21 protein-coding genes are annotated in these 26,024 nt (G+C 58.3%); 7 read left to right on the forward strand and 14 right to left on the reverse strand.

The window, feature by feature from the left end:
• Positions 1-37: 37 nt before the first annotated feature.
• On the forward strand, positions 38-3,349 hold the full coding sequence (locus EK23_RS21900) for a tetratricopeptide repeat protein (RefSeq protein ID WP_052808208.1): 3,312 nt from the start codon (positions 38-40) through the stop codon (positions 3,347-3,349).
• Between the two features lie 61 nt (positions 3,350-3,410).
• Here EK23_RS21900 and EK23_RS23335 read toward each other — a convergent pair whose 3' ends face one another.
• Positions 3,411-3,668, reverse strand: a complete 258-nt coding sequence (locus EK23_RS23335) for a hypothetical protein (RefSeq protein WP_145998678.1) — start codon at positions 3,666-3,668, stop codon at positions 3,411-3,413.
• A 266-nt stretch (positions 3,669-3,934) separates the two neighbouring features.
• Between EK23_RS23335 and EK23_RS14880 the strand changes: the two genes are divergently transcribed.
• Positions 3,935-4,588 carry a hypothetical protein gene (locus EK23_RS14880; protein ID WP_052808209.1) on the forward strand — a complete coding sequence of 218 codons (654 nt, stop codon included), beginning with the start codon at positions 3,935-3,937 and terminating at the stop codon, positions 4,586-4,588.
• Positions 4,589-4,634: 46 nt separating this feature from the next.
• Here EK23_RS14880 and EK23_RS14885 read toward each other — a convergent pair whose 3' ends face one another.
• The 9 genes from EK23_RS14885 to EK23_RS14925 all read right to left on the reverse strand — a co-directional run bounded on the left by EK23_RS14885 (position 4,635) and on the right by EK23_RS14925 (position 12,240).
• The gene (locus tag EK23_RS14885; protein WP_045226164.1) at positions 4,635-5,489 is read right to left on the reverse strand and encodes a bestrophin family protein; all 855 of its coding nucleotides are present in this window, start codon (positions 5,487-5,489) and stop codon (positions 4,635-4,637) included.
• A 62-nt stretch (positions 5,490-5,551) separates the two neighbouring features.
• Complete coding sequence (locus tag EK23_RS14890; RefSeq protein WP_045226165.1) at positions 5,552-6,427, reverse strand: HDOD domain-containing protein; 876 nt, start codon at positions 6,425-6,427, stop codon at positions 5,552-5,554.
• Positions 6,428-6,516: 89 nt separating this feature from the next.
• A complete protein-coding gene (locus EK23_RS14895) occupies positions 6,517-7,827 on the reverse strand; it encodes a hemolysin family protein (RefSeq protein ID WP_045226166.1) in 1,311 nt (436 codons plus the stop codon).
• Between the two features lie 127 nt (positions 7,828-7,954).
• The gene (locus EK23_RS14900) at positions 7,955-9,304 is read right to left on the reverse strand and encodes an ATP-binding protein (RefSeq protein WP_045226167.1); all 1,350 of its coding nucleotides are present in this window, start codon (positions 9,302-9,304) and stop codon (positions 7,955-7,957) included.
• 3 nt (positions 9,305-9,307) lie between these two features.
• A complete protein-coding gene (locus EK23_RS14905) occupies positions 9,308-9,988 on the reverse strand; it encodes a response regulator transcription factor (RefSeq protein WP_045226168.1) in 681 nt (226 codons plus the stop codon).
• 22 nt (positions 9,989-10,010) lie between these two features.
• Positions 10,011-10,274, reverse strand: coding sequence for a PepSY domain-containing protein (locus tag EK23_RS14910; RefSeq protein WP_145998679.1), 264 nt, complete (start codon positions 10,272-10,274; stop codon positions 10,011-10,013).
• Positions 10,275-10,472: 198 nt separating this feature from the next.
• On the reverse strand, positions 10,473-10,916 hold the full coding sequence (locus tag EK23_RS24590; RefSeq protein ID WP_045226169.1) for a glycine zipper 2TM domain-containing protein: 444 nt from the start codon (positions 10,914-10,916) through the stop codon (positions 10,473-10,475).
• A 131-nt stretch (positions 10,917-11,047) separates the two neighbouring features.
• Positions 11,048-11,554: a surface-adhesin E family protein gene (locus EK23_RS14920; protein WP_045226170.1), complete on the reverse strand. Its 507-nt coding sequence runs from the start codon at positions 11,552-11,554 to the stop codon at positions 11,048-11,050.
• A gap of 44 nt (positions 11,555-11,598) precedes the next feature.
• On the reverse strand, positions 11,599-12,240 hold the full coding sequence (locus tag EK23_RS14925; RefSeq protein WP_045226171.1) for a MarC family protein: 642 nt from the start codon (positions 12,238-12,240) through the stop codon (positions 11,599-11,601).
• Positions 12,241-12,427: 187 nt separating this feature from the next.
• Between EK23_RS14925 and gstA the strand changes: the two genes are divergently transcribed.
• Positions 12,428-13,036 carry a glutathione transferase GstA gene (gene gstA, locus EK23_RS14930; protein ID WP_045226172.1) on the forward strand — a complete coding sequence of 203 codons (609 nt, stop codon included), beginning with the start codon at positions 12,428-12,430 and terminating at the stop codon, positions 13,034-13,036.
• A 6-nt stretch (positions 13,037-13,042) separates the two neighbouring features.
• Here the strand turns inward: gstA and EK23_RS14935 are convergent, their stop codons facing one another.
• The 3 genes from EK23_RS14935 to EK23_RS14945 form a co-directional block, all read right to left on the reverse strand.
• Positions 13,043-14,443 (reverse strand): M20 family metallopeptidase, encoded by a 1,401-nt coding sequence (locus EK23_RS14935; protein ID WP_045226173.1) that lies wholly within the window; start codon positions 14,441-14,443, stop codon positions 13,043-13,045.
• An 80-nt stretch (positions 14,444-14,523) separates the two neighbouring features.
• Positions 14,524-14,898 (reverse strand): thiol-disulfide oxidoreductase DCC family protein, encoded by a 375-nt coding sequence (locus EK23_RS14940; protein ID WP_045226174.1) that lies wholly within the window; start codon positions 14,896-14,898, stop codon positions 14,524-14,526.
• Between the two features lie 401 nt (positions 14,899-15,299).
• Entirely contained in the window at positions 15,300-16,439 is a 1,140-nt protein-coding gene (locus EK23_RS14945) for a helix-turn-helix transcriptional regulator (RefSeq protein WP_045226175.1), read from the reverse strand.
• Positions 16,440-17,603: 1,164 nt separating this feature from the next.
• On the opposite strand from EK23_RS14945, the gene EK23_RS23340 reads away from it, so the two are divergent.
• The 4 genes from EK23_RS23340 (at position 17,604) to EK23_RS14965 (ending at position 24,207) form a co-directional block, all read left to right on the forward strand.
• Positions 17,604-19,772 (forward strand): hypothetical protein, encoded by a 2,169-nt coding sequence (locus tag EK23_RS23340; protein ID WP_145998680.1) that lies wholly within the window; start codon positions 17,604-17,606, stop codon positions 19,770-19,772.
• Between the two features lie 103 nt (positions 19,773-19,875).
• On the forward strand, positions 19,876-20,433 hold the full coding sequence (locus EK23_RS14955; protein ID WP_045226209.1) for a hypothetical protein: 558 nt from the start codon (positions 19,876-19,878) through the stop codon (positions 20,431-20,433).
• Between the two features lie 65 nt (positions 20,434-20,498).
• On the forward strand, positions 20,499-23,399 hold the full coding sequence (locus EK23_RS22605; protein ID WP_082054222.1) for a S8 family serine peptidase: 2,901 nt from the start codon (positions 20,499-20,501) through the stop codon (positions 23,397-23,399).
• A gap of 97 nt (positions 23,400-23,496) precedes the next feature.
• Entirely contained in the window at positions 23,497-24,207 is a 711-nt protein-coding gene (locus EK23_RS14965; RefSeq protein WP_145998681.1) for a hypothetical protein, read from the forward strand.
• A 372-nt stretch (positions 24,208-24,579) separates the two neighbouring features.
• On the opposite strand, the gene EK23_RS14970 is transcribed toward EK23_RS14965, so the two are convergent.
• Complete coding sequence (locus EK23_RS14970; RefSeq protein WP_045226179.1) at positions 24,580-25,737, reverse strand: helix-turn-helix transcriptional regulator; 1,158 nt, start codon at positions 25,735-25,737, stop codon at positions 24,580-24,582.
• Positions 25,738-26,024 lie beyond the last annotated feature (287 nt).

The following is a 26,024-nucleotide window of genomic DNA, read 5'->3' on the forward strand; positions in this document are numbered from 1 at the left end:
GAGACGAATCGCTGCATCCGCAACGGACAGGAACGCCATGAAAAGAGCTAAATCTGGTAAGAAGCCCAAAGCCCCTGCCGTGGTCTTGGACCATTACATGGAAATGCAGCAGGCAATCCATTATGCGGAGTCTGCGAACTGGCGCGCCGCCGAAGCTATCTGCAAGCAGATCGTGGCGAAGAACGCCACCCATATCGATGCCATCAACATGCTGGGCGTCGTCGCCATCAAACTGGGACGATGGACCGAAGCCGTGCAGTTCATGGAGAAGCTCATACGAATCAAGCCGGATTACCTCAATGCCTACATCAATCTGGGGATGGTCCTCAGAGAGATGGGCAATTTTGAGGGGGCTGCCCGCTATTCCCGTCAGGCACTGAAGATTGATCCCAATAGTGCGTCCGCCTACAGCAATCTGGGCAACGCCCTGCTCAGTCTTGGACGTCCGCAGGAAGCGGTAGAGGCTTATGAAGCCGCGCTGAAAATTCAGCCAAACTTCTGGGACGCCTTGAACAACCTGAACGTGGCGCGCCGCTCTGTGATGCTCAGCGGTCAGTTTCAAAGCCCACCGAGTCGACCCTCCCCCGCTCCTCAGCCAAACGCAGGGAAGTTAGAAAGCCAAAGGAACGAGGTTCCGAGCTTGTCCTTGAAGGAAGTTCCGGCTCGCGACACTATGGCGACGCATAGCCACGCCCAGCCTGCGGTTTCCAATGACCTTGGCGCAGCACTGCAGCGACTCAGAGAGCAACTATCGGCTGATGCCAAGCCGCGCCAGCGGACTTTTTTGACTCCTCCGGACCACTCAAATGCGGCTTCGGATGTCAATGCCGAATGGGATGAACTTCGCGCAACGGCAGAGCGATTGATCAACGAGCGGCGTCATGGAGAGGCAGAACCCATTCTGCGTCAGCTGATCGCCAAATACCCGGAAGATGGTTCGCTGCACTGCAATCTTGCGTCCGAGCTGATGCAATTGAAACGGCATGAAGACGCCCTGCCCTATTGCCGCCGCGCCGTTCAATTGGCATCCGACCTGCCCGAGGCACACAACAATCTGGGCCTTGCGCTCTGCGCGACCGGCGAGCCTGAGCAGGCTCTTTCAAGCTATGACCATGCCCTTCAACTTCGCCCAGGTTTCGTGCCCGCCATGGAAAACCGGGCCATTGCCCTGCGGGAACTCGGGCGATTTGAAGAAGCTGCCGCGCTACTGGAAGACGTCTTGCGCATTGAACCTGAGAGAGCCACTGCTCACTATGAACTCGGTCTGATGTTCCTGCACTTAGGGCACTTCTCCGAAGGTTTCCGGGAATACGAATGGCGACGGCGGATGCCAGAGAATGGCCTGCTGCCGCTTCCACAGCCGGAATGGGATGGTCAGTCGTTTCGAGGGCGGCGGCTTCTCGTCCATCCCGAACAGGGCTTGGGCGATGCCATCCACTTTGCGCGGTATCTGCCCAAAGTCAAAGCGTTGGGCGGGACAGTACTGCTACGCTGCCATCCTCCTCTCTTTAAGTTGTTCGAGACACTGCCCGGGGTTGACCAACTCATTGGCTCGGACCAACCCCTGCCACATGCCGATCTCCATGTCTCCCTTCTCAGTCTGGCGCGGTACTTCACAGACGATGAATCCACTATCCCGTCTCAGACTCCTTACGTCTCCGCACAGTCTTCGCACCAAAGTGCTTGGACTCAACGCCTGGACCAACTCACTGGCCTCAAAGTCGGACTGGTCTGGTCTGGCAACCCCGAGTTCAAGAACGATAGAAACCGTTCTCTGAGATTGGATGCCTTAGGCCCGCTCACTACCGTTCCCGGCGTCAACTTCGTCAGTCTGCAAAAAGGGCCTGCAGCCGAACAAGCTGTGACTCCACCTCCAGGCATGGAACTGCTTGATTTGAGCGACCAACTGGACGATTTCGCCGACACGGCAGCCCTCATTTCCTGCCTTGACCTGGTGATCAGCGTGGATACCGCTGTGGCTCATCTTGCCGGCGCACTGGGCGTGCCGGTCTGGACGTTACTGCCGCTTCCAGCGGACTGGCGATGGCTCACCGAACGCGAAGATACGCCCTGGTATCCGAGCATGCGCTTGTTTCGTCAAACCCAGTCCGGTGACTGGGAACCCGTTATCGACAACGTGGCTCGCGAATTACAAGGCCTTGCAAGCGCGCACAACGCAACAAGTGGAAAAAATGAAAATCCTGCGACGGGCTGGCTTGAACGGGCGGCACGCTACTTCCCGGCGGGCGCCACCATTGCCGTGTTCGGCGACGGTCAAGGACTTGCAGCATGGCTTCCCCCTCAGTGCAGCTTTATCTCCTTTGAAGAGGAAAGTTTCGCGACAGGTGCCGAGTCACTCAAGGTGGCCTCTCATGTCCTGGTAATCGATGACTCACCATCGCATCTGGGTCTCATCGCGCTTCTGGAGCGCTTGCGTGAAATCAGGCGACCGCTGATCTTGGTAACCGGCCTCGCGTCCTCGGAGTTGAACGAAACCCTGACAGAGACGGGCTGGCACTGCCGCTCCACCGAAACGGTCGGTTCACGTACCATTGCCTTGCTGTCCACGGACCGCCAAATCGCGCCGCCGTGCAAGCGCATCGCACTCATCGCGACGGAGGGTTCCAGTCATTTCTCCGCTGCACTGCGCCTGCGCCTGGTCAACTCCATCTTGCCGCCGGGCGCGGAACTCAACGTCATTGATATCGGGAAGATCGAACAAGCGGACCCGAATTTCGACCTTGCCATTGTCGGAACCGGGGGCGATTTGGACAGCGCACAGATCTCCGAGGGACTTCTTAACTTCTTGGATCATGTGCCTCGGGCGATCGGCCTGTTCGGAATCGGCGATCGCGACAGTCAAAACGACAAAATTGCATGCCTGCTTGACAGGCTTTTCCTGTGGGGCGCGCGGCACGAGCAAGATGTGTTGCTTTATGGGCGCGGGCGCGGCAATGTGCTGCACTTCGGCGACTGGCTGGTTGACGCATTCCCGATGGCATCCGGTACCGGCGGCAACTCCCTGCAGTTGGACAATTCAGCGTTACTTGATGCAGCGGAGAACATACTCGCGCAGCTACGGAGACATCATCGCGCGGCCGTTGGACATCCCGACCTGCTACTCGCTGCCCTCTGTTACTGCGATGAACTCTCGTTTCACGACGAGCATAACCAGGCGGCGGGCCGCTTTCGGGCTTTGCTGATCGACGTGCTCGGGCGAAGCTATGCGGAAAACGAAGCCATTGCGGTCGATCGGGTGGCGGTAATGGCCTACAAAGCCCGTACCCGACTCATGATCGATGAACTTCGCAAAGTCTTGGCGATCGCGCTGGGAATTCAAGCACCTTGATGCACCATCCACGCGCGCCTCAATTCGCCGCAAGACCAAGGACAGTGGCGGGACGTTGGCGTCAACGCCAACCGCGGTGCCAGCCGCCACCATAGCGCCAGCCGCCGTAGGGCCTGAAATAAGGTCGCGGCCACGGGCGATAATAGGGACGGTAGCGCGGGTACGGCCCCCAGGCATACGGATAAGGGCTGTAATAGGGGTACGCGCGATACCCGTAGGGATAACTGTAACTGACACCCCCGTAGTAGTGCGAACCGGCGCAGCCGGCCAAAATCGCAGCTAGCGCCAGGATAAACGCGATCTGTCTGTACTTCGTCATGGCACGGCTCCGGCCAATCACGAGCAAGGGTTCGGTTATACGCATATTTCCCGGATCGGCGTGGTGCCTGGAAGCATGCCGCGCTAAACTGGGCCTGGAATCGCGACACCAGCTTGGACCGGTTGGATGGCCGGGCGTTCAAACTGGCTCGGGTTCCCGTGACGGACCCTCACAAACCTCCGTCCAAGGCAGCTCCGGCCCTTGACCCCGGACACTTAAGATCTTCCGATTCGACGCTCGATCATAACAGTAAAAAGGAGAACACAATGGATCTCGGCACCCCGAAATTTGCACGACGGACCGTCGCAGCCCTCATCGCAACCCTGCTCTTAGCCGGATGCGCGAAGGACAAAGCCAAGGAGGAAGCGCCAGCGCCTGCGGCCAGTCCGGCAGAAGCGCCAGCGATGCCCGCCGCGTTGGAGGAAAAGCCTGGCGCCGCAGAAGCCGAACTGCTAGTGCTGAATGCCAAGGTGACGCATATCGACAAGAAGAAACGGATCGTCACCCTGAAATACGAGGACGGCCGCACAGCAAAGGTGAAGTGTGGACCGGAAGTGCGCAACTTCCCGCAGATCCATGTCGGAGACGACGTGACCGCCGAGTTTCTCGAGTCTATGGAACTGTTTGTAACCGGACCCGGGGTAGCCCCCGATGCGGAGACCACCACCGTCGCCGAGCGCGCGCCGAAAGGGGCCAAGCCCGGCATTACCGCGGCAAAATCCACGGAGTTGGTCGCTACGGTGGAAGACATCAATTACGACACCCGAGAAGTCACCCTGAAAGGTCCACAGGGCAAGCTATTCAAAGTAAAGGCGGGCTCCGAGGTTAAGCGCCTGAACGAAGTGCACAAGGGCGACAGCGTGGTGGCACGCTACACGGAAGCCATGTCCATCAAGGTCACTGCGCCGAAGAAGAAATAATTCGTGGACGGAAGCGGGGCGTCCACCAGGACGTCCTGCTCCCGGCTCAGGCCTCCAAGTCCGTTCCCGGAGCCAGAATTTCCCTCATATTGGCCGCTATGGTGGCGGCAATCTCATTGGTGGGCAGATCGTTGGCGTCACGGCCAAACGGGTTCTCCACCTCTTCCGCGATGACTTCGAGGCTCACCAGCACATAAAACTCGAAAGTGGTCAGGGCTACGACCCAATAGCCGAAATCATGCACCAGGCACAGCGGCATGGTGACGATATAGGCAAAGATGAACTTCTTGATGAAAAGACTGTAGCCGTAGGGAATCGGCGTCTTGCGTATCCGTTCGCACGCACCGCAGATGTCGGAAAAGGCGGTCAGCTCCGGATTCATCGTAAGCGCCTGCAGCGCGGACACATCGCCACTGTGCGTCAGCCGGTCGAACTCCCGAAACAACGCGGCTGCCACCGCGTTGGGCGCGTGGCTGATATGAGGGTCGCGCCGCTTGATGGGAATGTCCCGCAGATGCTCGCACAGAACCGCCGCATAATCACTGATAAGGCCCGCAAACACCTTGCGAGAGGCATGTTCAGCGGGAAGCGCCGCGTCGAGCTTGAGCGCCAGGTTGCGCGAGGCATTCACTAGGGCGCCCCAGTGACGTCGCCCCTCCCACCAACGCTCATAAGCGGTGTTGGTCCGGAAAACCAGCAGCAGGGAAATGACGAAGCCCAGCAGAGAGTGCACCAGGGTCGTCCCTTGGAAAGCGGGCACTAGCCTGGCTTCATAGGCATAGGCGACAAGCCCGGTGTACAGGGCCACCGTCAGCATGGCCGGCGCAAGCACACGAAAGGTATCGCTGCGGTGGAACTTGAATATGAGTCCCCACCAGGACTTGGGATTGTACTGAATCACCTTGCAGGACCTGATCCGGCGGCGCGCGCCGGGCCGCTAAAAACTTATCGAGGCGAGCCGATTCAGAACACCTTGGCCATATTCGGTCGAATCGTCTCCATCACCTCGAAAGTTTGCACCCAGGCCTCGGCCAAAAGCAACTGCAGTGAGTCGGCCGAAACATCCAGTAGCTCGAGGGCCGCCGGGTCGATTTCGATGGAGGATAGTTCCGGATCTTCCGGCAAGCTGCGGCCGGGCTCGATGGTCAGGGCTAGGGCGCTGGCCACACGCACGATGGCCAGTTCCTTGGGAAAGCTGGCTGCCTCCAGCGACATGCCCTGCTCCTCCACCAGCTTGTACAGGGTTTCAGGCAATTGCCAGAGCTTCATCAGCGCCGCGCCAAGCGCGAAATGGTCGAAGCCGAAGATGTGTCTCTCTTGCGCGATGACGGCTTCCTCACCCAGATCGGAGATCTGCAAGACTTCCAGGTACTGGCGCGGCCGTGCGCCATAGAACACTAGCCGGCCGAGCTTCAGCAGCAGCCCCGCCAGAAACAGCAGTTCGGTGTCGAACATGCGGCAACGGTAGCCCAGTGCCCGGGCCACCACCCCGCTCGCGACACTGTTCAGCCAGTAATGATCCATGTCCACGACATCTTCCGGCAGGCCGTCGAAGGCCTGGGCCATGAAGGTGGTCATCACCAGGCCGCGGATGCGCTCCAGCCCCAGCAGGCTTACGGCCCGCGAAACGGTGTCCACCTTGCCGTGACCGCCGTACAGGGCACAGTTGGCCAGTTTCAGCACCCGCGCACTGATGGCGGGATCGGACATCAGCAATTCGCCGATCATGGGCTGGGTCACATCCGGGCGCCCCAACAATTGATTCAGGCGCAGAACCACGTCCGGCAGGGACAGAATGTTCTGAGTGGTTACCTCGTTGGCGAGCGCGATGGGCGTCATGGGTGTCCCTGTGTAATTCCGCCCCCGCAGGCGGCGTTGGATAAAGTCATTCAGGCAAGTTTAGACCGCCTTGGCGCAAGCGGTGCGCCCTAACCGGTATTTGCGTCGTCTGCGGCATCGTCGATCCGCGATACCAGCACTTTGTCGACGCGGTTCTTGTCCATGTCCACCACCTCGACGCGCAGACCGCCGAATATGAAGTGATCCGCCGCGGAAGGCACGCGCCCCAGTCGCGCCAGAACAAGTCCGGCCACCGTGTGAAAGTCTTCCCGTTCGGTCGCTTCCCGCTCCGGCAGTTCGAACAGCTTGCGGAATTTCTCGACGGGCAACATGCCATCCACCAGCCAGGAGCCGTCCTCACGCTGCACGTACTGGGGCTCCTCCTGCAATTCGGAACCGGGGATATCGCCCACGATCGCGCCCATCACATCCTGCAGCGTGACCAACCCTTCCACCTCGCCATACTCGTCGATGACCAGCGCGAAGTGCGCCCGCATCTTCTTGAACTCTTCCATCAGGTGCATCAGGTCGATGGAAGGCAGCACATACAGGGGCTTGCGGCTCATGGCCGGCAGATCCAGCGCCTCGCCGCGCAATTGCGCATTGAGTAGGTCCTTCGCCTGCACCACGCCGATGATGTTCTCGAAACGGCCTTGGCACAGGGGGAAGCGCGAGTAGGTGGTCTGCAGGAGCTTCTCGCGGGTGACCTCGGGCGGATCGTCCACGTCGATGAAAAAGATGTCCTTGCGCGGCGTCATCACCGAGGCCACCGTGTGCACATCCAGGCGGAACACATTGGACACCAGTTCGTGTTCCCCTGGCGCGAACACCCCTTCCTCGGTTCCCTGACGCAGCAGCAGCTTGATCTCGTCCTCGCTGACCGAAGGTCCAGCTTTCGTCCGGCGCCCGAACAGGAGCAGGATCAGTTCGGTGGATAGGCTCAACAGCTTGACCAAGGGATAGGCGACCAGGGACAGCCAGCGCATGGGACGCGCCGCCAGCAACGCAATGCGCTCGGGCGTCGCCAGAGCGAGACGCTTGGGCACCAGTTCGCCGATCACCAGGGAGACATAGGTGACTCCCACCACCATGACCGCCAACCCGATGCTGCGACTGTAGGGCGCGAGTTCCGGACAGCCTTGGAGCAGAGAGCTGACCCGGTCGGCAATGGCGCTCTCGCCCAAGGCGCCGCTCAGCACCCCGATCAGGGTGATGCCCACCTGCACCGTGGAAAGGAAGGATGTGGGCTCCTCGGCCAGCCGCAAGGCCGTCACCGCAGCCTGGCTGCCTTTGTCCGCCCAGGATTGCAGGCGGCTCTTGCGGGAAAACACCACGGCGATTTCCGACATGGAAAATACGCCGTTCATGACAATCAGAACAAAGATTAGAAATATATCCATAGAAATTGGATTGATTCGGCCGCTCGGCCAGTCCCCCTCCTTAGATTGCCGCGCCACGGGTGGCCCCCCGGCGCATGTGGCGGTATGGTACGGGATTACGTTGGCGCTGACGACTGCCGCGACCGCCCTACAGTCGCACCGCCACCTCCGCGCCGCCCAGCGGGCTGGTGCGAACGGCGAGCGTGCCTTGATAGGTGCCGACTATGGACGCGACGATGGCCAGCCCCAGGCCCTGGCCAGGCACATCAGGGTCGGCGCGCTCACCGCGCTGGAGCAGGCGCTCTACCGTGGCGGGCGGCATGCCTGGGCCATCGTCATGAACGCGAATATCCAGCACCGCCGTATCGCCGGTGATCCGGCGCGCCGAAACACGTATTCGGCCTCGGCACCATTTGAAGGCGTTGTCCAAGAGATTTCCCAGGACTTCCAGCAGGTCCCCCTCGTCGCCGGCAAAATCGAGGGCCGGGTCCACGTCCATGCTGCACTCCACGCGCTTGTCCGCATACACCTTGAGCAGCGCCGCCTTTACCTCTGTCACCTTGGCCAGGACGTTGACCGGCTTCGCCAGACGCGTCCGGCCGGCAGTCGCAGCGCGCTGAAGCTGATAGTCGATGATCTGGTGCATGCGCAGGATCTGCTCCTGCGCCAAGGGCAGGCCGGACTCGGCGCGGGCGGGGTTTTCCAGCACGCCGCGCACCACGGCCAGCGGGGTCTTCAGGCTATGGGCAAGATCGCCCAGGGCATCGCGGTAGCGCGCAAGACTGCTGCGCGAGCTGTCCAGCAAAGCATTGAGGTTGTCGGTCAACCCGCTCAGCTCCACCGGATAGCCGCCGCGCAGCCGGTCGGTGCGGCCCTGCTCAATGTCCGCCAGGTCGCTAGCCACCCGACGCAAAGGGGCCAGCCCCCAGCGCAGGATGCCGCCCTGCACCACCAGCAGCAACAGCGCTGCGCCCCCCAGCCAGCCCCACAGGCTGCGCCGGAACTGACCCACCTGATCCTCGTAGGCATCGGCCGTTTCTGCCACACGGAAGGTGTAGGCGCGCGGCTTGCGCAGCCCCTCTTCCCACAGGACGCGGAAACTGAGCACGAACAAGGGCTCCCCGTTCTCCGTCAGCACCCGTTCCAGGGCACTGTGCCCCAGGGGAGGCAGGCGCGTCGGCGGGATCTCCACGCCCAGGGCCGAAGGCGAGCGCCAGCCGGGATCATGGTCACGGCGGCTGATTTCCGCGTAAAGGCCTGATGCGGGATAGCGCAGGCGCGGCTCTTGCAGCTCGGCTGGGCCGAGCAGGTCCCCATGATTGTTGGTTTCCGCCCCGGCCAGAAGGGCATAGACATAGCCTTGCAGGCGATCACGCAGGGCGGCCTTGGCGCTGTCCCGGAAGGCCTCGTCCAGCACCAGACCGGTCATGCCAAGAAAGGCGGCGAGCACCACGCTGGACGCAATCTGCACGCGGACATGCAGGGAAATCGGCTTCACCGCTCAGGCATCCTTGGCGAGGATGAAACGGTATCCGCGTCCGCGCAGGGTTTCGATAGGTGAAAGGCTGCCCTCCGGGTCCAGCTTCTTGCGCAAGCGGGCGATGAACACCTCGATGACATTGCTGTCGCAGTCGAAATCCTGGTCGTAGATGTGCTCGGCGAGATCGGTCTTGGAAATGACCTCGCCGGCATGCAGGGCAAGATACTCCAGCACCTTGTATTCGTGCGCGGTCAGTTCCACCGCCTGGCCGTTCAGGCTCACGCTCTGAGCCGCCGTGTCCAGTTCCACCGGCCCGAATTGCAGACGCGGCCGCGCGCGACCGGCGGCGCGCCGCAGCAAGGCCTTGATGCGCGCCAGCAGCTCCTCCATGTGGAAAGGCTTGACCAGATAATCGTCGGCCCCCAGGCCCAGGCCTTCCACCTTGTCCTGCCAGCGGCCACGGGCGGTCAGTATCAACACAGGGAACGCGACTCCGGCTTCGCGCCACCCCCCAATGATCTCAAGACCCGACATGCCGGGCAGCCCGAGATCCACCACGGCCAGGTCGAAGGGCACCTCGCTGCCCAAGAAAAACCCTTCCTTGCCCTCGGCCGCGGCATCCACCGCATAACCGGCGCCACGCAGGGCGGCCAGCAACTGGGCCCTCAATTCGTCTTCGTCTTCAACCAGCAGGATACGCATGCAGCTAAGGGATATCGGGGAATCAGCGCCGGGCGTCCACCTGGATCACCTTTACGCGTCCGGAGGGCAGAAGCACCTTGATGCGGTAGACCGGACCACCGGCCGACAGCACCGCGTCGGCCGCCAGGATGCGTCCGCCGGTCTCGCGTTGCACCTTTCGCACCGCTTGATCGAGGGTCAAACCAGGCTGGTTCTGCACATCGGCGGCCGGCGTCAGCAAGCCGGTTGCGGGAAGTTGAAATGGAAACGACAGGGCGAGGCCAAGAAAGAGCAAACCTCTCTTCATCGGGCTCCTCGGGCCATGCAGGTTGCAGGGGCGGGCCTCAGGACGGGGCCTTTGGCGGGGTGAGGCGGCAGAGTACCATCGCCCCGCGCACGGAAGCAAGATCAGGGACTAGGCGCGGCGACGGGCGCTCCGCGAGCCCCGTCCCGGCCCAAGGAGCCGGGACTTGAGAGGGTCAACTCACAACACGCGGCGCGATTCTCATCGCGCGATCTCGTTACCGATCACCGAGCCCAGCACAGAACCGCCGATAATGGCGGCGTGATCACCCCGGCCCAGTTGCTCACCGACAACGCCCCCAAGGACGCCACCGGCGATGATGGGCAAAGGGCCGCCGTATCCTCCCCCGTAGCCGTAAACCTGCGGCCTCGGGTACGCCGGGGCCGGCGCATATTCGTAATAGTGATGCACGACCGGCGGAGGCGGCGGGGGATAATAGATGGGCCGCTCGCGGATCACCACATAGTCACGGTACGGGCCGTCATGATGAGGATAGTGGTGCCTATGGTGGTGGTGCCCCCAATCGTCGTGGTGCCCCCAGCCGCCATGATGTTCCCAATGGCCGTGGCCGTCGGCACGCGCCGCGGGAGACAAGGCGATCCCCCATAGAAAGCTGGCCAGCAGGATGGTCTTCAAGGTGTTCATGACAATCTCCCAGTGGAGGTGTGTTGTTCGTCTATGCGGTCCGGCTTGGGGTAACCCATTTGCGCCGACCGCGTGTATAGACTAGGGCCGATTGCCTGAACCGAAGCTGAACGCCGGACACGAGGGTCGGATCATTTCGGATTGATCCGATGTTCCTTGTCCTTGAGCCAGAACCGCTGTTCCGCGTCCTTGTTAGGGTCGTAAACGGGAATGGTGCGGGCAGGCTGACGCCCGCCCGAGCAGATGAAGCCCACCGCCGTCTGCAAGGGCGACTGGGGCGGGATCGCGGTCAATTCCGGCTCGGTCTTGCGCGATTGCGAGACGGTTTCCTTGTAGGCGGAATACAGGGCCCGGTTCTCGATCCCCGCCAGTTCCTTGCCGCAGTCGATCCGCAAGCGGAGCTTCTCGCTGCGATAGGCAGCCCCCTCGGAAACCTGGTCGTCGTGATACACCGTCAGCATCCAGGCGGTCATGGCACTGCTGCGGCTTACGCGCTCGATGCTGGATTTGTCCACATAGACGATATACTCGGCCGCCGCCTCGCCGACATCGGCAATGAACCACCAATCGCTCGCCTGGGCCAAGGCCGGCGCGCTGCTCAGCGCCAGGGCAAGCCACCCGCCGCACAGTCTCTTCATCTTTTCCTCTGCGTTCACCGGACGCCGTCAGCGACCATCAAGACTCAGCCAGTATATCCCAGGCCCGGAAACAACGAACCGATACCTTTCGCCATGAATTCCACCGCCACCGAGGCGATGATGAGCCCTACCACCCGCGTCACCACATTCAGGCCAGTGGTGCCCAGGGCTCCGGCGATACTGCCGGCCATCCGCAAGGCGGCGAACACGGTCGCCGCGAGACTGGCGATCACCGCCGCCAGCACCACTTGGTAGGCCAGGCTGCTATCTGCGTGGGCGAACACGATCACCGTGCTGATGGCCCCGGGACCGCTCAGGAGCGGAATCGCCATGGGCACCACGGCGATGGACTCTTTATGGCTCGACTCAGCCTGTTCCTCGGGCGTCTGCCGCGAGCGGTCACCGGACACCCGTAGCATGGCGATGCCCATCAGCAGGAGCAATATCCCGCCCGCCACCTGGAAGGACGGAATACCGATCCCGAATAGACGTAACAGCGCTTCGCCACCCAACAGCGCGATCATCAGCACCACGGCCACCGCCAGCGCGCACATCATGGCACTCTGGGCCCGTTCCGCGGCCGAGCGGTTCTGCGTCAGGCTGATGAAAAATGGGATGGCGCCGAGCGGATCGACCACGGAAAACAAGCCGGCAAACAGCTTAAGGAATTCGTTCCATTCAGGCATGCGCTACCCTCCTTTGCTTCTGATCTTTCCGGCGAATTCGCCACTTTTCGCCCTTTACACACGGAGCCTTGGCAGTTCCACCCTGTTTCATGGCGGAGGTCAGCGTGCTAACGTAACTGCGGCCATCCCGTCTGGTAGCAATGGCCTTATCCGGCGCGCTTTCCCCCATCACACCAGGAGGTGACCCATGAAGCTCTACTATACCCCCGGCGCCTGCTCACTGGCGGTGCATATTGCCCTGCGTGAGGCAGGCCTGGAATTTGATCTGGAAAAGGTCGACCTGGCGAGCAAGAAAACCGAAACCGGCGACGATTTCGTGACCATCAACTCCAAGGGCTACGTCCCCGCCCTGCAGATGGATAGCGGCGAAGTGCTGACGGAAGACCAGGTGATCCTGCAATTCGTCGCCGATCTGAACCCCACCGCCTGTCTGGCCCCGCCCGCCGGCTCCCTGGCGCGCTACCGCCTGATGGAATGGCTGGCTTTCATCGCCACGGAAGTGCACAAGGGCTTCAGCCCCCTTTGGAACCCCGCTTCGCCAGAGGCCGCTCGACAACAGGCGATAACGCAACTGGGCCGCCGCTTCGACTTCCTTTCGGCAACCCTGGCCAAGCAGCCCTGGCTCCTGGGCGACAGCTACAGCGTGGCGGATGCCTATCTGTTTACCGTCCTCGGCTGGGCCGATTATCACAAGCTGGACCTTTCGCCCTGGCCGGCGCTGGTGGATTTCAGGGGCCGGGGGGCCGCGCGGCCTGCGGTGCAGCAAGCCCTCAAGGCGGAAGGGCTGATCGCCTGAAACGCCTTAGTGCCGGGACGCGATCACCCGGGCGATGCAGCAGGTCAGGCGCTTGGCGGTAGGAATGTGCAGGAATTCGTTGGGCCCGTGGGCATTGGAATGCGGACCCAGCACGCCGGTGATGAGGAACTGCGCGGCGGGGAACTGCCGCCCGAGCATACCCATGAAGGGAATGGAGCCACCCTCCCCCATGCACACCGCCGGCTTGCCGAAGTAAGCCATGGACGCCTCGTCGATCACCTGCCACAAAGCGGGGTCCATGGCCGGCGCGTTCCAGCCGCCCGCGGCCTGCTCGGGTTCGAACCGCACTTCGGCGCCGTAAGGCGGGTCCGCTTCCAGCAAGGCCTTGAGCGCCAGTGTCGCCCTCTCGGCATCGGCGGTCGGTGGCAGTCGCAGTGACAGCTTCAAGCGCGTGTAAGGGCGGAGCACATTGCCTGCCTGTTCGGTCGCGGGCAATCCCGAGGCCCCGGTCACTTCCAGGGCGGGCCGCCATGTGCGGTTCAACACCAGTTCCGCATCCGGCGCCTCAACCGGGCGCGCGCCGGCAACGAAGGGAAACTTGTCGTGCACGGCCTCCCGCAGCACCTCGGCGGCCTGCGTGGCCTGCTCGCGCCGCTCAGCCGGTATCGCCACCTGAAAGTCCTTGCCCCGCACCGCCCCACTCATCTCATCTTCCAGGCGCGAGATCAAATGTCGGGCAATGCGGAAACTGGACGGCACGATGCCGCTGGCATCGCCGGAATGCACACCCTCTGTGAGTATGCGCACCGTCAGATTGCCACTCACCAGCCCGCGCAGTGACGTGGTGCACCACAACTGCTCGTAATTGCCGCAACCGGAATCCAGGCAGACCACCAAATCGGGCTGGCCGATCCTCGCCGCCAGGGCCTCGATGTAATGAGGCAGATCGAAACTGCCGCTCTCCTCGCAACACTCGATGAGGATGACGCAGCGCGGATGGGCGATGCCCTGTGCCTGCAGCGCCTTGATGGCCGCCACCGAGGCGAAGAAGGCATAGCCGTCGTCGGCGCCGCCGCGCCCATACAGCCGGTCGCCTTCCAACACCGGCTCCCAAGGTCCGAGGCCCTCGCGCCAGCCCTCCATTTCCGGCTGCTTGTCCAGATGCCCATAAAGCAGCAAGTTACCCGGCACCGTGCCCTGCACCTCCACCAGTAAAACCGGCGTACGGCCAGGCAAGCGCACGATCTCCAGGCTGCTGCCGGCCAGCGGGTGCTCGCGGTACCAGGCCTCGGCCAGATGGATGGCGCGGTCCATGTGGCCATGAGCCTGCCAGTCGACCTCGAACAAGGGCGATTTATTGGGTATGCGGATGTATTCCACCAGGGCCGGCGTGATTGACCGGTCCCAGAGGGATTCGACGAAGTCAGTCAGTTGATCGGAATCCATGGCAGGCGCGGGAACAGTGAGAAAAGGAAGTTCATCATGCCGCGCCGCTTGCCGGCTTGTCACGCGCTATCGGCGGAAATTCAGATGACGCCGCAGGCTCCCTGCGCGCAGCGGCGGCGAAAATGCCAGGCGGCGAAACGCCCGTAGCCCCAGCGCATGATCGGCTGCACGCGCAAGGCGCGGCACACCGCGGCCAGATGGCGGTAGTAGGGCAAGCCGCTCCACAGCAGGAGGAAGGCGTCCGCGCCCTTGTGACAACGGCCCTCGCCGTCGAACACGTGGAATTCGGCCATCGTCGCCGCCAGATCCACCTCAAAGGCGGCGAGGCGCTCGGGCGCCTGGGTGACGTCTATCCACTCGATGGGCACCCGCGCCGGCAAGCGCCGGTAATGGGCGATCTCGCGCCCGCACAAACCGCAGCCGCCATCGTACAGCACCGTGAGTGATTGATTCATGCCGCCCTCCTGAATTCAGATCGCCCATTTCCGATCCAGCGGCCGCCGCAAAGTTCCCCGGAAACCGACACCCAAACTGGCTGGCAAGGGCGCGAACGCAAGCCTTGTTACCCCGACCCTGGGCGCGGAGCGCCAACCCACCTATCCATCTCTGGTTCCCACGCAGAGCATGGGAACGAAAAGCTGCATTTGAGCGAGGATGAACTTCTATGCCCTGGTGCCCCTGGTTCCTACGCAGTCTATGTTCTTATGCCCTGGTTCCCACGCTCCGCGTGGGAACCAACACCGAACGCTCTGCGTCCACACACTGGCGCGGAGCACCAAGCTCACGGTCCCCGCACAGTGCGTGAGAATAGGAAGGAACGACCGAGCAAGAACGAAACCGCAAGCTTTGGTCCCCGCTACCCAAACGAAAGAATCAAAGCGACCAAATCACTCTGCCTGTGCACGCCCACTTTCGCGAATACATTAAGCAAGTGGGTCCGACCCGTGTTATGTCGTATACCCAGCGCCTCACAAGCCGCCGCCAAATCCTTGCCTTCAGCAAGCGCACAGCATAATTGGAGTTCTCTGGCAGTCAGGGAATAGTAACGACCGAATAGCTCGCTATTCTTGACGCGCTTTAGCCCGGAATCATTCAGAATCAAGAGCACTCGGTGACGCGAGTGACCGCGGAACGTCTCGTGGCTATACGGTACTGGAAAGATCGAAACTACGAGCGGATGTGGCGAGTCAGCCTGACGAATGGGCATGGTCCCCGATGAAGGAATTTTGCCGTTCAATGCCGCCGCTCGCCGAATCAACTCTTGTAGACGCTGCGAATCTTGTGCACTACTCGTACTCACATGTCCATTGACGATTCTAAGACCTTGGCGACGCTTTAAAACTTCAGTCGCGCTGGTGGTTGCGTGAATAAGGCGGGACTGCTCGTCCACCAAGAGTATTCCGCTTCCGACATACTCCAGAATTGTCTCACTGGTCGCCGCTCTCAATTGTGCCTGTTTGAGCGTGGCCGAAAGCAACAAGGCGCGTCTCAAGTGGTCTGCAATCCGACCCATTGCCTTGCGACACGCCTCATCGAACGCAGGTCGATCAATCGATCGAAATAGAGAGAGCGAAACATCCATCTCACGGCGGTTCGCATCCAGGCGCATCGCCGTTGCCAACAAATGGTGAACATGTGCGGGATTCAAGTATTTCCGATAGAAACCCGTCTCCATCAACTCTCGCTCAGGCACCAATTCCTCTCCCAAAAAGATAACCACATCCTGATTTAGTTTTGCCGGTATTTTGACTGCCCACGCGTCCACCACTTGGTCGTCAGCCGCATAGTCTCGGACGATGGATTCATCAATGCCCCGGGACAACAAAAAACTGATTTCCGCACTCGTCTGAACAATCGATGCCAACAGCGCTGAATCGGCGCCAATCCAGCTAATAATACGGTCAATAACCTCTGCCAGCGTGGTTGGAGTGGTTACTCCATCGTAGATTTGGCCGATGATCGAGTGCAAGGTATCGTCATCAATTGAAGTTGTCATTTTTCAAATTCGATATCGACAAACAGGGATTCAATATCAGAAAATGTTTCCTTCCGACTGCGCTGGGACTGGGTAAGGGAGAAGCCAGCTTACGGAGCTAGGCTCTTCCGCGCGATTCGTAATTGTGGAAAAACTCAAACTCGGCGCCCGATACAAAACGCTATGCCTTGCGTAGTATTCAACACGGCCAAGGCAGGTCAGCATCTGGTGCGCTTGCCCGTCCAGTCGTGGACTGTCGCCACTGAAACCCTTAAACCACACAACACAAAGCCGCCCGGCCGCTCTTCTTGTCATAAAAGAGGCGATTCCAGAAGGTGGCACCAGTACTTTCGCAGAGCCCGGCGCTTACCACGACATTTTTGAAACTTGCCTGCCCCTATGTCCCTTCGGAAAGTCGTCAGAAAAAGCCAATAGCCCCATGTCCCAACACTCAGTTTCCGGCGATAAACAAAGTCTGTGACTGCTCAATTATGCCGAAACGCCCGCGACGCAAGGCTCCCCCCGCAGCCTAGACAATTCAGCAGCTTGGCGGCGGGCCTGCGCGATCGGTGCCTGGCGCCATGCAATGGCTCGAAGCGTCGACGCCCCCTGGCCGCACCAACAAAATTCCGCACCCCCACCCACATTGATACCCAGAACAAATAAGCCAGCCGCTTAGTAACAGTTTTGTGACACATACCGACTTCACCCGCGATGTGGCGTGCCGTATAAAAGGTATCGAAACGCAACAAAAGGTCTCAAGCCCGACATTTCAACAACTTTAATACTGAAACAATCGGGCAAATCATCAACTATTACCTCACACAAAGAGCGACTCTGAAAGCTCCATATAGCCCAGAACTTTTGTCATACGGCTTTTCCTGATTAATCAATTTAAAACCATACGGCTTCGCGAAGAATTATTTTACATCATCTCATCCGTTTGGATGATGTTTTACGACGTCAGATCTTTTAGCGTTCTCTCGACTCAGACGCGCAGGCCATTCAGCAGCTCTAGTCTTCGAAGTCGGCAACACAACTTTAGGTCTTTTACATGGAGCTTTTTCGCGGATTGAAGACGGGCCCAGAGCCACATCTTCAATTCCGTTTTGGTCAAAGCTTGTGTATGTGATTATAAAAATACTTTTAAGTTACGCACTACGGAATATACAGGGGAACAAAACTATGAATCGGCGATTACAAAAGATAATAGCCATTACGACAGCTTTCGCAACGATAGGCCAACCACTAAGCGCACTCGCCGCCGGTAACGTAACGCCGGCCGAGATAAAGTTCGTTGCAGGCGATCCGGTCTGTTCTGGTGGCTCACAGAGTTTGCCAGTCTCGATAACGCTGCCGACTGGGGCAATAACGAACAAAGTTGACGTCTTCTTTTCGTTTGATGATACGGGCAGCTTTGCGGGCTTCGTTCCCACCGTCACCGGAATTTTCAGCGGATTGGTGGGGGCCCTCGAAACAGCACTTCCGGGTGTTGAATTCGGATTTGGCGTTGGGCGTTTCGAAGACTACGGCGGCCCCGGCGCGCAGTTCTCACTCGATTTTAGTGTTGCCAGGCCATTTACACTTAATCAGCCGATCATCACAGCGACAACCGCTGGGGGGGCGGCTGTTCGAGATAGCTTAATCAGCGGTGCTCTATCTAGGTCCGCACCGGGGTTCGGCGGAGACGGACCTGAATCTGCTTTAGCGGAAAATCTCTATCAGATTGCGACAGGTGTAGGCTTTGACGGCGATGGAAATGGGTCAGTGCTGGACAGCGGGAATGCCGGCGACACTCTGGCTCAGCTGGCTCCAGGAATTTCGGGCGACGTGCCCGCATTCTCATCGAATGTCGCACCTTCGTCAGGAACCCTAGGTGGTGTCGGTTGGCGAAACGACGCCTTGCACCTGACGATTTTGGCAACGGACATCTGTCCCGTTTCGGCATTTCCTGCCGGTCAGCCTATTCCCGCAACGATCACCGGCGCAGGTGGATCGTCCGTACCGGTTTCCGCGTTTGCATGTACTTCAGTCGTTCCTGGCTCATCTCGGTTCGGATTCATCAGTGATTCCAAATCGACGGTCGGAAATACGGTAGCCGGGGCGGTCGCTCCCGCGGGAGCCGGCACGGTGCAAGGAACTGTCGATGCCCTAAACGCTCTGGGTATTCGCGTAATTGGCATGGGACCAGGGGCGGCTCCAAGCACACTTTCGGGGCCTGACTTTGCTCCAGCGACATTTCTATCTGCGTTGGGCCGCTTGACCGGTGCCGTCGATGATCTAGGCAATCCGTTGGTGTTTAGCACTTCCGTACCCCTTGCCAATCTGAGCGCGGCAATAGCTTCCGCAATCACGACCACAGCAACCAAGCCGGTTGATATCGAGGTATCAACCAGTACCTTGCCAGCCGGAGTAAGCGTAAGTGCCGACCCCGCGGTTGTATCTGGTGTCAGCCCTAGCGGTACCGCTTCCTATTCCTTGAATGTGGCTGGCTCCGCGGGACCAATTTCGGGGGCATTTGACGTACAGTTCAAAGATAAAAACAGCGGCGCGGTGCTTGGCTCGATTCCCGCAGCTGTCGACTGTACGCCAACCACACCGGTAGGAGACGCTTATCCACCCGAAATTGCACTCGTCCCCGATCTCGACACAGCAACTGGAAACGCAGTCGATAACCGGCCGACCGAAGATGTCAACGGCAACGGACTCTTGGACCCAGGTGAGGACGTAAACGGAAATGGCCAAATCGACAAAGATTCGGGGATTGCGTCGATTTCATTGGATCCAGCAAGCACAAACCTCTCGTTAAGCGTTTCGCCATTCGCAGCGGGCGACCCGTCTGTCAGCTTCTCGATTTCTCTGGCCGATCCAACCTTGCCCGGCAGCGGCACGATTCTGGCGACCGACGCGGCGGGCAATACCAGTTCGTCTCGGCTCTCCCTGATGAACAGGCCACTTAGCTTTGAATTCACGAACCTCAACGCCAAGGTAGAGACTGAAAAAAAGAAAACCGAATTGGAGGCGGAAGGTAGTTTTGCTTTAGACGCAAAAAGCGACGGAATCAAACCACTCGCGGAAACCGTGAGCTTCACCATCGGTGGTCTTTCTAAGACCCTCCCACCTGGATCATTAAAGTTCAACGCCGTAAAGCAGGCTTATGTGTTTAGTGGTTATCTTGACGGAAATAAGGTTGAAGTATCGATCAAGCCTGATCGCGTTTCAATGAATGTATATCTATACGAAATCGAAATGCACGGGATACCTTCATCTAGCACTGCACCCATAGTAGACGTCTTTCTGAGCATCGGAAACGACAGCGCGACCGCCAGGAATATACAGATTAAGAGGAGCTGACAGTACCAACTCAGCAGGGGTTTGAGGCAGAACTTGCATCCCTCAAGCCCCCTGCCTTATTTGAACTTCACTCGTTATATCACATGCGCAAGCGAGCATGATCATGGAAAAAATATCAAATATTCTCTACATATTACTGGTGACACTTGGCATCTCGGCAAACTGTCACGCCTCACTGATCAATTTCGATTTAGTTGATTTAGGACAAAATCAGTTCAGATATATATATACCATCGAGAACGACGGCACTCTGCCAAACGGAGGCGACGTATTGCTATTCGACATCCTATTTGACCCTGCGCTCTATCGTGAATCCAGCCTGATAATTTCCAGCGACCCGAGCCTCTCGGCATCTTGGGACCAACAAATACTCGCGTCCGCACCAGGTATACCCGCCACGTTCGATGCTTTATCAACCGGTACTGGAATTGGTTCCGGAACATCATTGACCGGTTTTGCTATCGACTTTATCTGGCTAGGCACAGGCAGGCCCGCTGGGCAGCAATTTGAAATCTATGACCCCACGACATTCGACCTTCTAAAGGCAGGCTCAACAACATCGGTTGCCACCCCGGTGCCACTGCCAGCATCACTCTACCTCATGCTCTCTTCATTGATGGGATATTTCGTAATCGGACGCAGAGCGGCCGTGAAATCATAGCTCCTGGTTCTGATTCGAAGCCTTCATTAAAACGTCTTCGCCAGACGACCGAGAGGAGATAGTTTATGTACGCCGAGCAAAAAAACACCCAGCAATATACCCTAGTAAAAACTAGCTTAATTCTAATCTTCCTTACGCTCATGCGATCCGCGATTGCATCGCCACCGGACCTAAGCATCACGAGCTTTCAACTGGTTTCTTCGAAGCGAATTAGCCAAACCATCTATGAATATGTCTATCGTGCGGTTCTTATCAATAAAGGCGGCGAAGCCCGCGACGTAATTGCGAGCATTGGATCCACACCAGCACAGATCGATCCGATAGACGGCGAAGTCACATTTGGCCTCGTTTTACCGGGGCAAACAGTGACGAGTTCGGACACAATCACGGTTCGACATGATCGTAAGTTGCCTTTTGACGACAGCATGGTGGCATGGACCTTCGACTATAGCGCAGATGGTTTAAAAGCCTTAGAGGGACCACCATCAGCACCTGTTAACTCCGTAACACGGGATTTTTATAATGGTGACACGGTAGGTGATGAAGAGTTATCGCTTCACCCAAAATTCGGCAACATTGCCCGTACCAAGCTGACTCTAATAATGAACGACGTAGCGTCAGTTGAAGATGTTAATCGCGTTCTTTCAAGAATGGACGCAGAAATAACCAGTATGCTTTCAGACTCAACTATATTTGGCTTAAGAGTTCCAGACCAGAGAACAATCGAAACCCTTGACACACTAATAGCCGAAACAAGGACACTTTCTAATGTAGACGATATTTTCCCAGAGGGCCCCAATAATACAAAAATATTGCCCGGAAAATCGTCCTTTTCAACAACAAGCATTATTGCATCTACCCATCATCATCTTGCAGTTAAAGGGCATGCCCTCTGGAATGCGAGAAGGGCTCTTAGCGAAAAAAGCCTGACAGCACCGGCTATTTTAATAGAGGACTATTTTGGAGTCGGTGCACCCACAAGTAAATCCCTATGGTCATACAAAAACACCGTCGCGGCAGACTTTGGAACGGGCGCAACGGATAAAGCTGGGATTCCAATTTCTGAAAATCACGGCTATCAAGTTGCGAGCGTTATCGGAGCAGCTTTCGACAGTTTTTTTACGTCAGTAACTGGTTTATATTCGGAACCAATTGTCCTCCGTGTTGAAGATCATCTGAAACCTTCCTCTAGCGTCAGGCGGAAGAAGGTTGGGTTGGATCCTAGCGCCAATGTAATTCGTAAACTAGTCGACATTTCCAAATATCGCAATGTCGTACTAAATATAAGTCTAGGTGAATGTGAAGCTGACTTAGATCCGCTGGGTAGTCGACTTCCGTTTCTTCCGGACTGGTGCTTTTCACCTGAGAGACAAAAAGCCCTTGTCGGGAAGGCGAAAAAATGGATACAGGCCATGAGAAAAAGGGTACTTGATAAGCGTGTATTTGTAGTCGCTGCGGCAGGTAACGAGGGTGCTGGGGAATATACAAACCCTCTCGGTGCCAAGGACGCAGGTATGGAGCAAAGGGCGCTTTTGGGCCCCATCGAATCTACGGTATCCCCACTTGACAATGGATTAGTGGTTGAGAGCTACAGAACCAACTATCAACAAGGGATACTTACTCAGATATCTCCAGACTGCACGTCCACGTTTTCATCTTCTGGTGGTCAAGTTGCGGGTATCGGCGAAAGCGTTCAGGTACTAAACCTTCCATCAAGCGGCAAAGGCCAGGTCGATGGTACTTCCTTTTCATCGCCACAGGTAGCAGCCTTAGCAGCGACGCTCTGGACTCTTAAATCCGGCCTAACGCCCAATCAATTGAAGACAGTCATCGTTTCTACCGCGCGCTCCTTGCCGAAAAGGAGTTCTGATAGCGCCTGCCGACCGGCAACTCCAACAGAGCCAGCAGACACTGCCCCAGTGATCGACACCTATGCCGCCGTCCTAGCAATCGATAATCCTAAGGTCAAAGATCAGGCGCCGGTTCGGCAAGCAATTCTGGATGTGGATAATGCCGCCGGGAATGCCACGCCTGACGGTAAATTCACCGAGCATGACTTAAAAAGGTTCCTACAGGAATTTGAACTCACGGAGAAAAAATACACAGCGACTCCTCCATATCAGGCTGATTATTCTCGGTTTGACTTGAATGGTGACGGGTATACCGGCGGCTTAAACAACCGGGCTGAATTCAATCTGGATGATCCATTCAACTTTACAGATACGACGAAACCAGTCTATGAGCTAAAGCAGATTCAGTCATTGATTGAAGGACAGGCTGTCACGTTTGATGAACGGGTTCTAACCGACCTGCAAATATTGGTCTATTACGCCTATAGCCCCTTATTCGAAGGGAGCTCTGATGAGCGGCGCGCCTTGTTGCTTGATCAATTTCATAAGGTTGGATTAAATCTGGTCGGCGCCACCATCAATTGGAAGTCGTCAACAATTACCAGCGCAGCCGACTGGTCATTTACTCCTTCTATAACTCTTAGTGGCTTCAAAGCAGTTGCACCATTCTTCATCGGAAATAACGGCGGCTTTGAGACCGGCGCCCCCGCGTACAGTGAAATCGTGCGGTCCAATGATATTAATGCGGTCTTCTTCGGCCTTAATGGAACGTCTGGCGTCCCATTTCAGATCAGCGGGCCCTTTCCGAACCGTCTTAATTTCTCTAGTTTTGTGGCAGCGCACGCGGGGAAAGTCTGGATTAACGCCACAGTTAGGGGATTCAGAACCTCTGGTTTATTTACAACCTTTGACTGGGAGTACCAAACCCGCTTATACCTTGGCGATCCTGGACAAAACCGTGCCGCGACAAAATCTGTTTCTATTGGTACGGTTCCAAATAGCGGTTCGTTTGTGCCGAGCATAAATCAGAGCGGTGATACTTTTGACACCGAGTTCACTTTTCAAAATGTGACTCTACCCCCAACCGGTTCGACTATTCCATTACCTGTTCCCTAGGTTTAGTCGTATCAAGCTATCTCTCGGCGGGTGAACGATAACATCCGCCGGGTATGTCTGATTGTGGCTGACCTAACAGACACTCTGTCAGAATCGGTTGCCGCCGCTGCGATTCCAAAATTTAATCTCTAAGAAGCAACCCATGAAAAAGTCGATTGATCTGATCTTGATCCTGCTGGCCGTCCTGATCGGCTCAGGCGTTTGTCGGGCTGCCACGGTAGTTCCGGTTTTTGCCGTGGAAGGTATCCCCCCGGCTGGTTTTCCTCACTTTGAGAATGCTACCCGGGTTGAACTGAACCGCCTGAATCGAAACAGCTACCAGCTCACTGCCGTCAACAACGGCTCTCCTTTCCTATTTCAGTTCACCCCGCAACAGGCTTACAACATCACCCGGGGCAATTACCGGCTGACGGCGAACTTCAGCAATAGCGGCACTTTTCTGGGGGGCACGGTAAGCGTCAACGGCGCGATACCGGGCTTGGGGCTTACTCGGCAGAATCTGTTCAGCGCAACCCTGGATGAGTGCGACTTCAATGCCGACGGCACCGCCGGGCCTCTATCACTGGATTTTCGGACCGGTAATTTTACCGGTTGGGCAGCCCAGTTCGGCACTGTCGAAAGCGTTCATCTCTTCGGCGCGGGGCTACAGGGCATCTTGAACGGCTTTTCCAATGCATTGCTGGTTCGAGGCCGGGCTAATGCGATTGCCATCACGACCGTGCCGGTACCGGCAGCCCTGCCGCTGCTTGGTTCTGCGCTGGCGGGATTCAGTCTGCTAGGCAAGCGCAGGATGCCGGCGAGGGCTTAGGCTGAATCACAGAGGCCAGGGACGGTCTCGAATCCAGCATCACTGGCAGGCCAAAAGGAACGCGGCATTCCGGATCAGCCCGCAGCCTTATGCGCGGAGCGCCTACCTAGCCGTTCCCACGCAGAGCATGGGAACGAGGGAGAAAGGGAACTCAGAGCACGAAAAAAAAGAGAGTAAAAGCAGCGCAAGGGAATTCGTCTGGTCCCCATGCTCCGCGTGGGGACCTCCAACTGGACGCTGAGCGTCCAGCCTTGGGCGCGGAGCGCCTACCTGCCCGTTCCCACGCAGAGCATGGGAACGAGGGAGAAAGGGAACTCAGAGCACAGAAACGAGGGAAAAAAGCTTGCAGGCTTTGACGACCAGCGTATTCACTCATGCGCCCTCGTCGACACCCGGCGCAAGCGGTGGTGCCCTGCTCAGCAGGGCGATGAGTTCACCCTGGCGCTTGGTTCCGGTTTTGCTGAATAGGCTGCGAAGCTGAGTCTTCACCGTATTGATGCTGATCTGCGCCGACTCGGCATGTTCCTCTATGGTCTTGCCGGCCACAAGCGCTTCCGCCAAGCGGAGTTCTGCCGGCGACAGTTTGTAGATCTCCCCCATCATTTTCAGACGCGCAGGCGGCCTATCCGTCTGTATGAGCATGATCAGCGCCAAGGGTGACTGCCGCTCGCCGACCCGTGCCGAGGCGGCTGGCAAGGGCGACACGAATGCGTGCCAACGGGCCGAACCGGCTGAAGGCGTGAGCATCATGCCACCGCTGAGCGCTGGCCTGCCGCTCGCGGCCATCAGCAGGCGCGCCAGCTTATCCTTGTCGGCGACATTGAGCGCCTGCAGGCGTCCGCCTTTCACCGCCAATCCCAAGGTTTTGCCGGCCAGAAGTCGCTCCGCTTCGCCATTCATATGAACGAGTCGACCCTGCGGGTCCACGATGAGCAGCGGCAGACTCAGGGTTTCGATGACTTGAAGTCCCATGTGCGCCTTGGCCTGCAATTCGCTCGTTCTCCGCAGGAGTCGGAAGGCTCGTTGCAAATGAGGTAAGAGTCGAGAGATGCGGTCAAACTCCTCCGTCGTAAAGCCCGGCTGATCCGGCGGACGATAAAGGCTCAGCACGACCATGGGCAGGCCTCCTGCGTCCGGAGCACAGACCAGGGTCGACAACGAAGAATGGATATTCAGGGGTGTCCAGAAATCACGGTAGAACTCCGTCCTGACCAGATCACGCTTGGCGATCAGGTATTCGTCGGAGAATACGTCCCCGACACCGCACACCCCGCGCTCAAAGGCAAGCTGCGCCAAGATGTCGCAACCGGCGTAATACGCCACGTAATCCTGCCAGGCTTGCTGCTCTACCCGATGCGCATGCCATATGAGGTCGCCGGCACCTGAGGGCGGTGAGAACAAATTGCACATATCGGAGCGCAGAAACCCGGCGATTCCTGCCACCAGTGCAGACCAGTCACCCGTCCCGACAGCGCAGTCATAGAGTTCGCCCAACAGCGTTTCGAACTCGTCCGCCCCATTTTTGCCCATCGGTCCAGTTCCCGTTGCGTAGATTGGCCTGATCCAAACCCACGATGGCGCATGGGCACGAGCCTTCTCTCTGGTATTTTGCGTCCAGTATAGGCACGGAGTGCCAGATCAGCGTTCCCACGCAGAGCGAGGGAACGAGGATGGACTTCTATGGCCTGGTGCCCCTGGCTCCAACGCCATTTATGTCCTCTTGCCCTGGTTCCCAGGCTCCACGCGGGGACCCTCCCCCGCGCGCTCTACGTCTAACGCCGGCGCGGAGCGCCAGATCAACGTTCCCACGCAGAGCA

It is taken from the genome of Methyloterricola oryzae, from assembly GCF_000934725.1.
Taxonomy (GTDB): Bacteria; Pseudomonadota; Gammaproteobacteria; order Methylococcales; family Methylococcaceae; genus Methyloterricola; species Methyloterricola oryzae.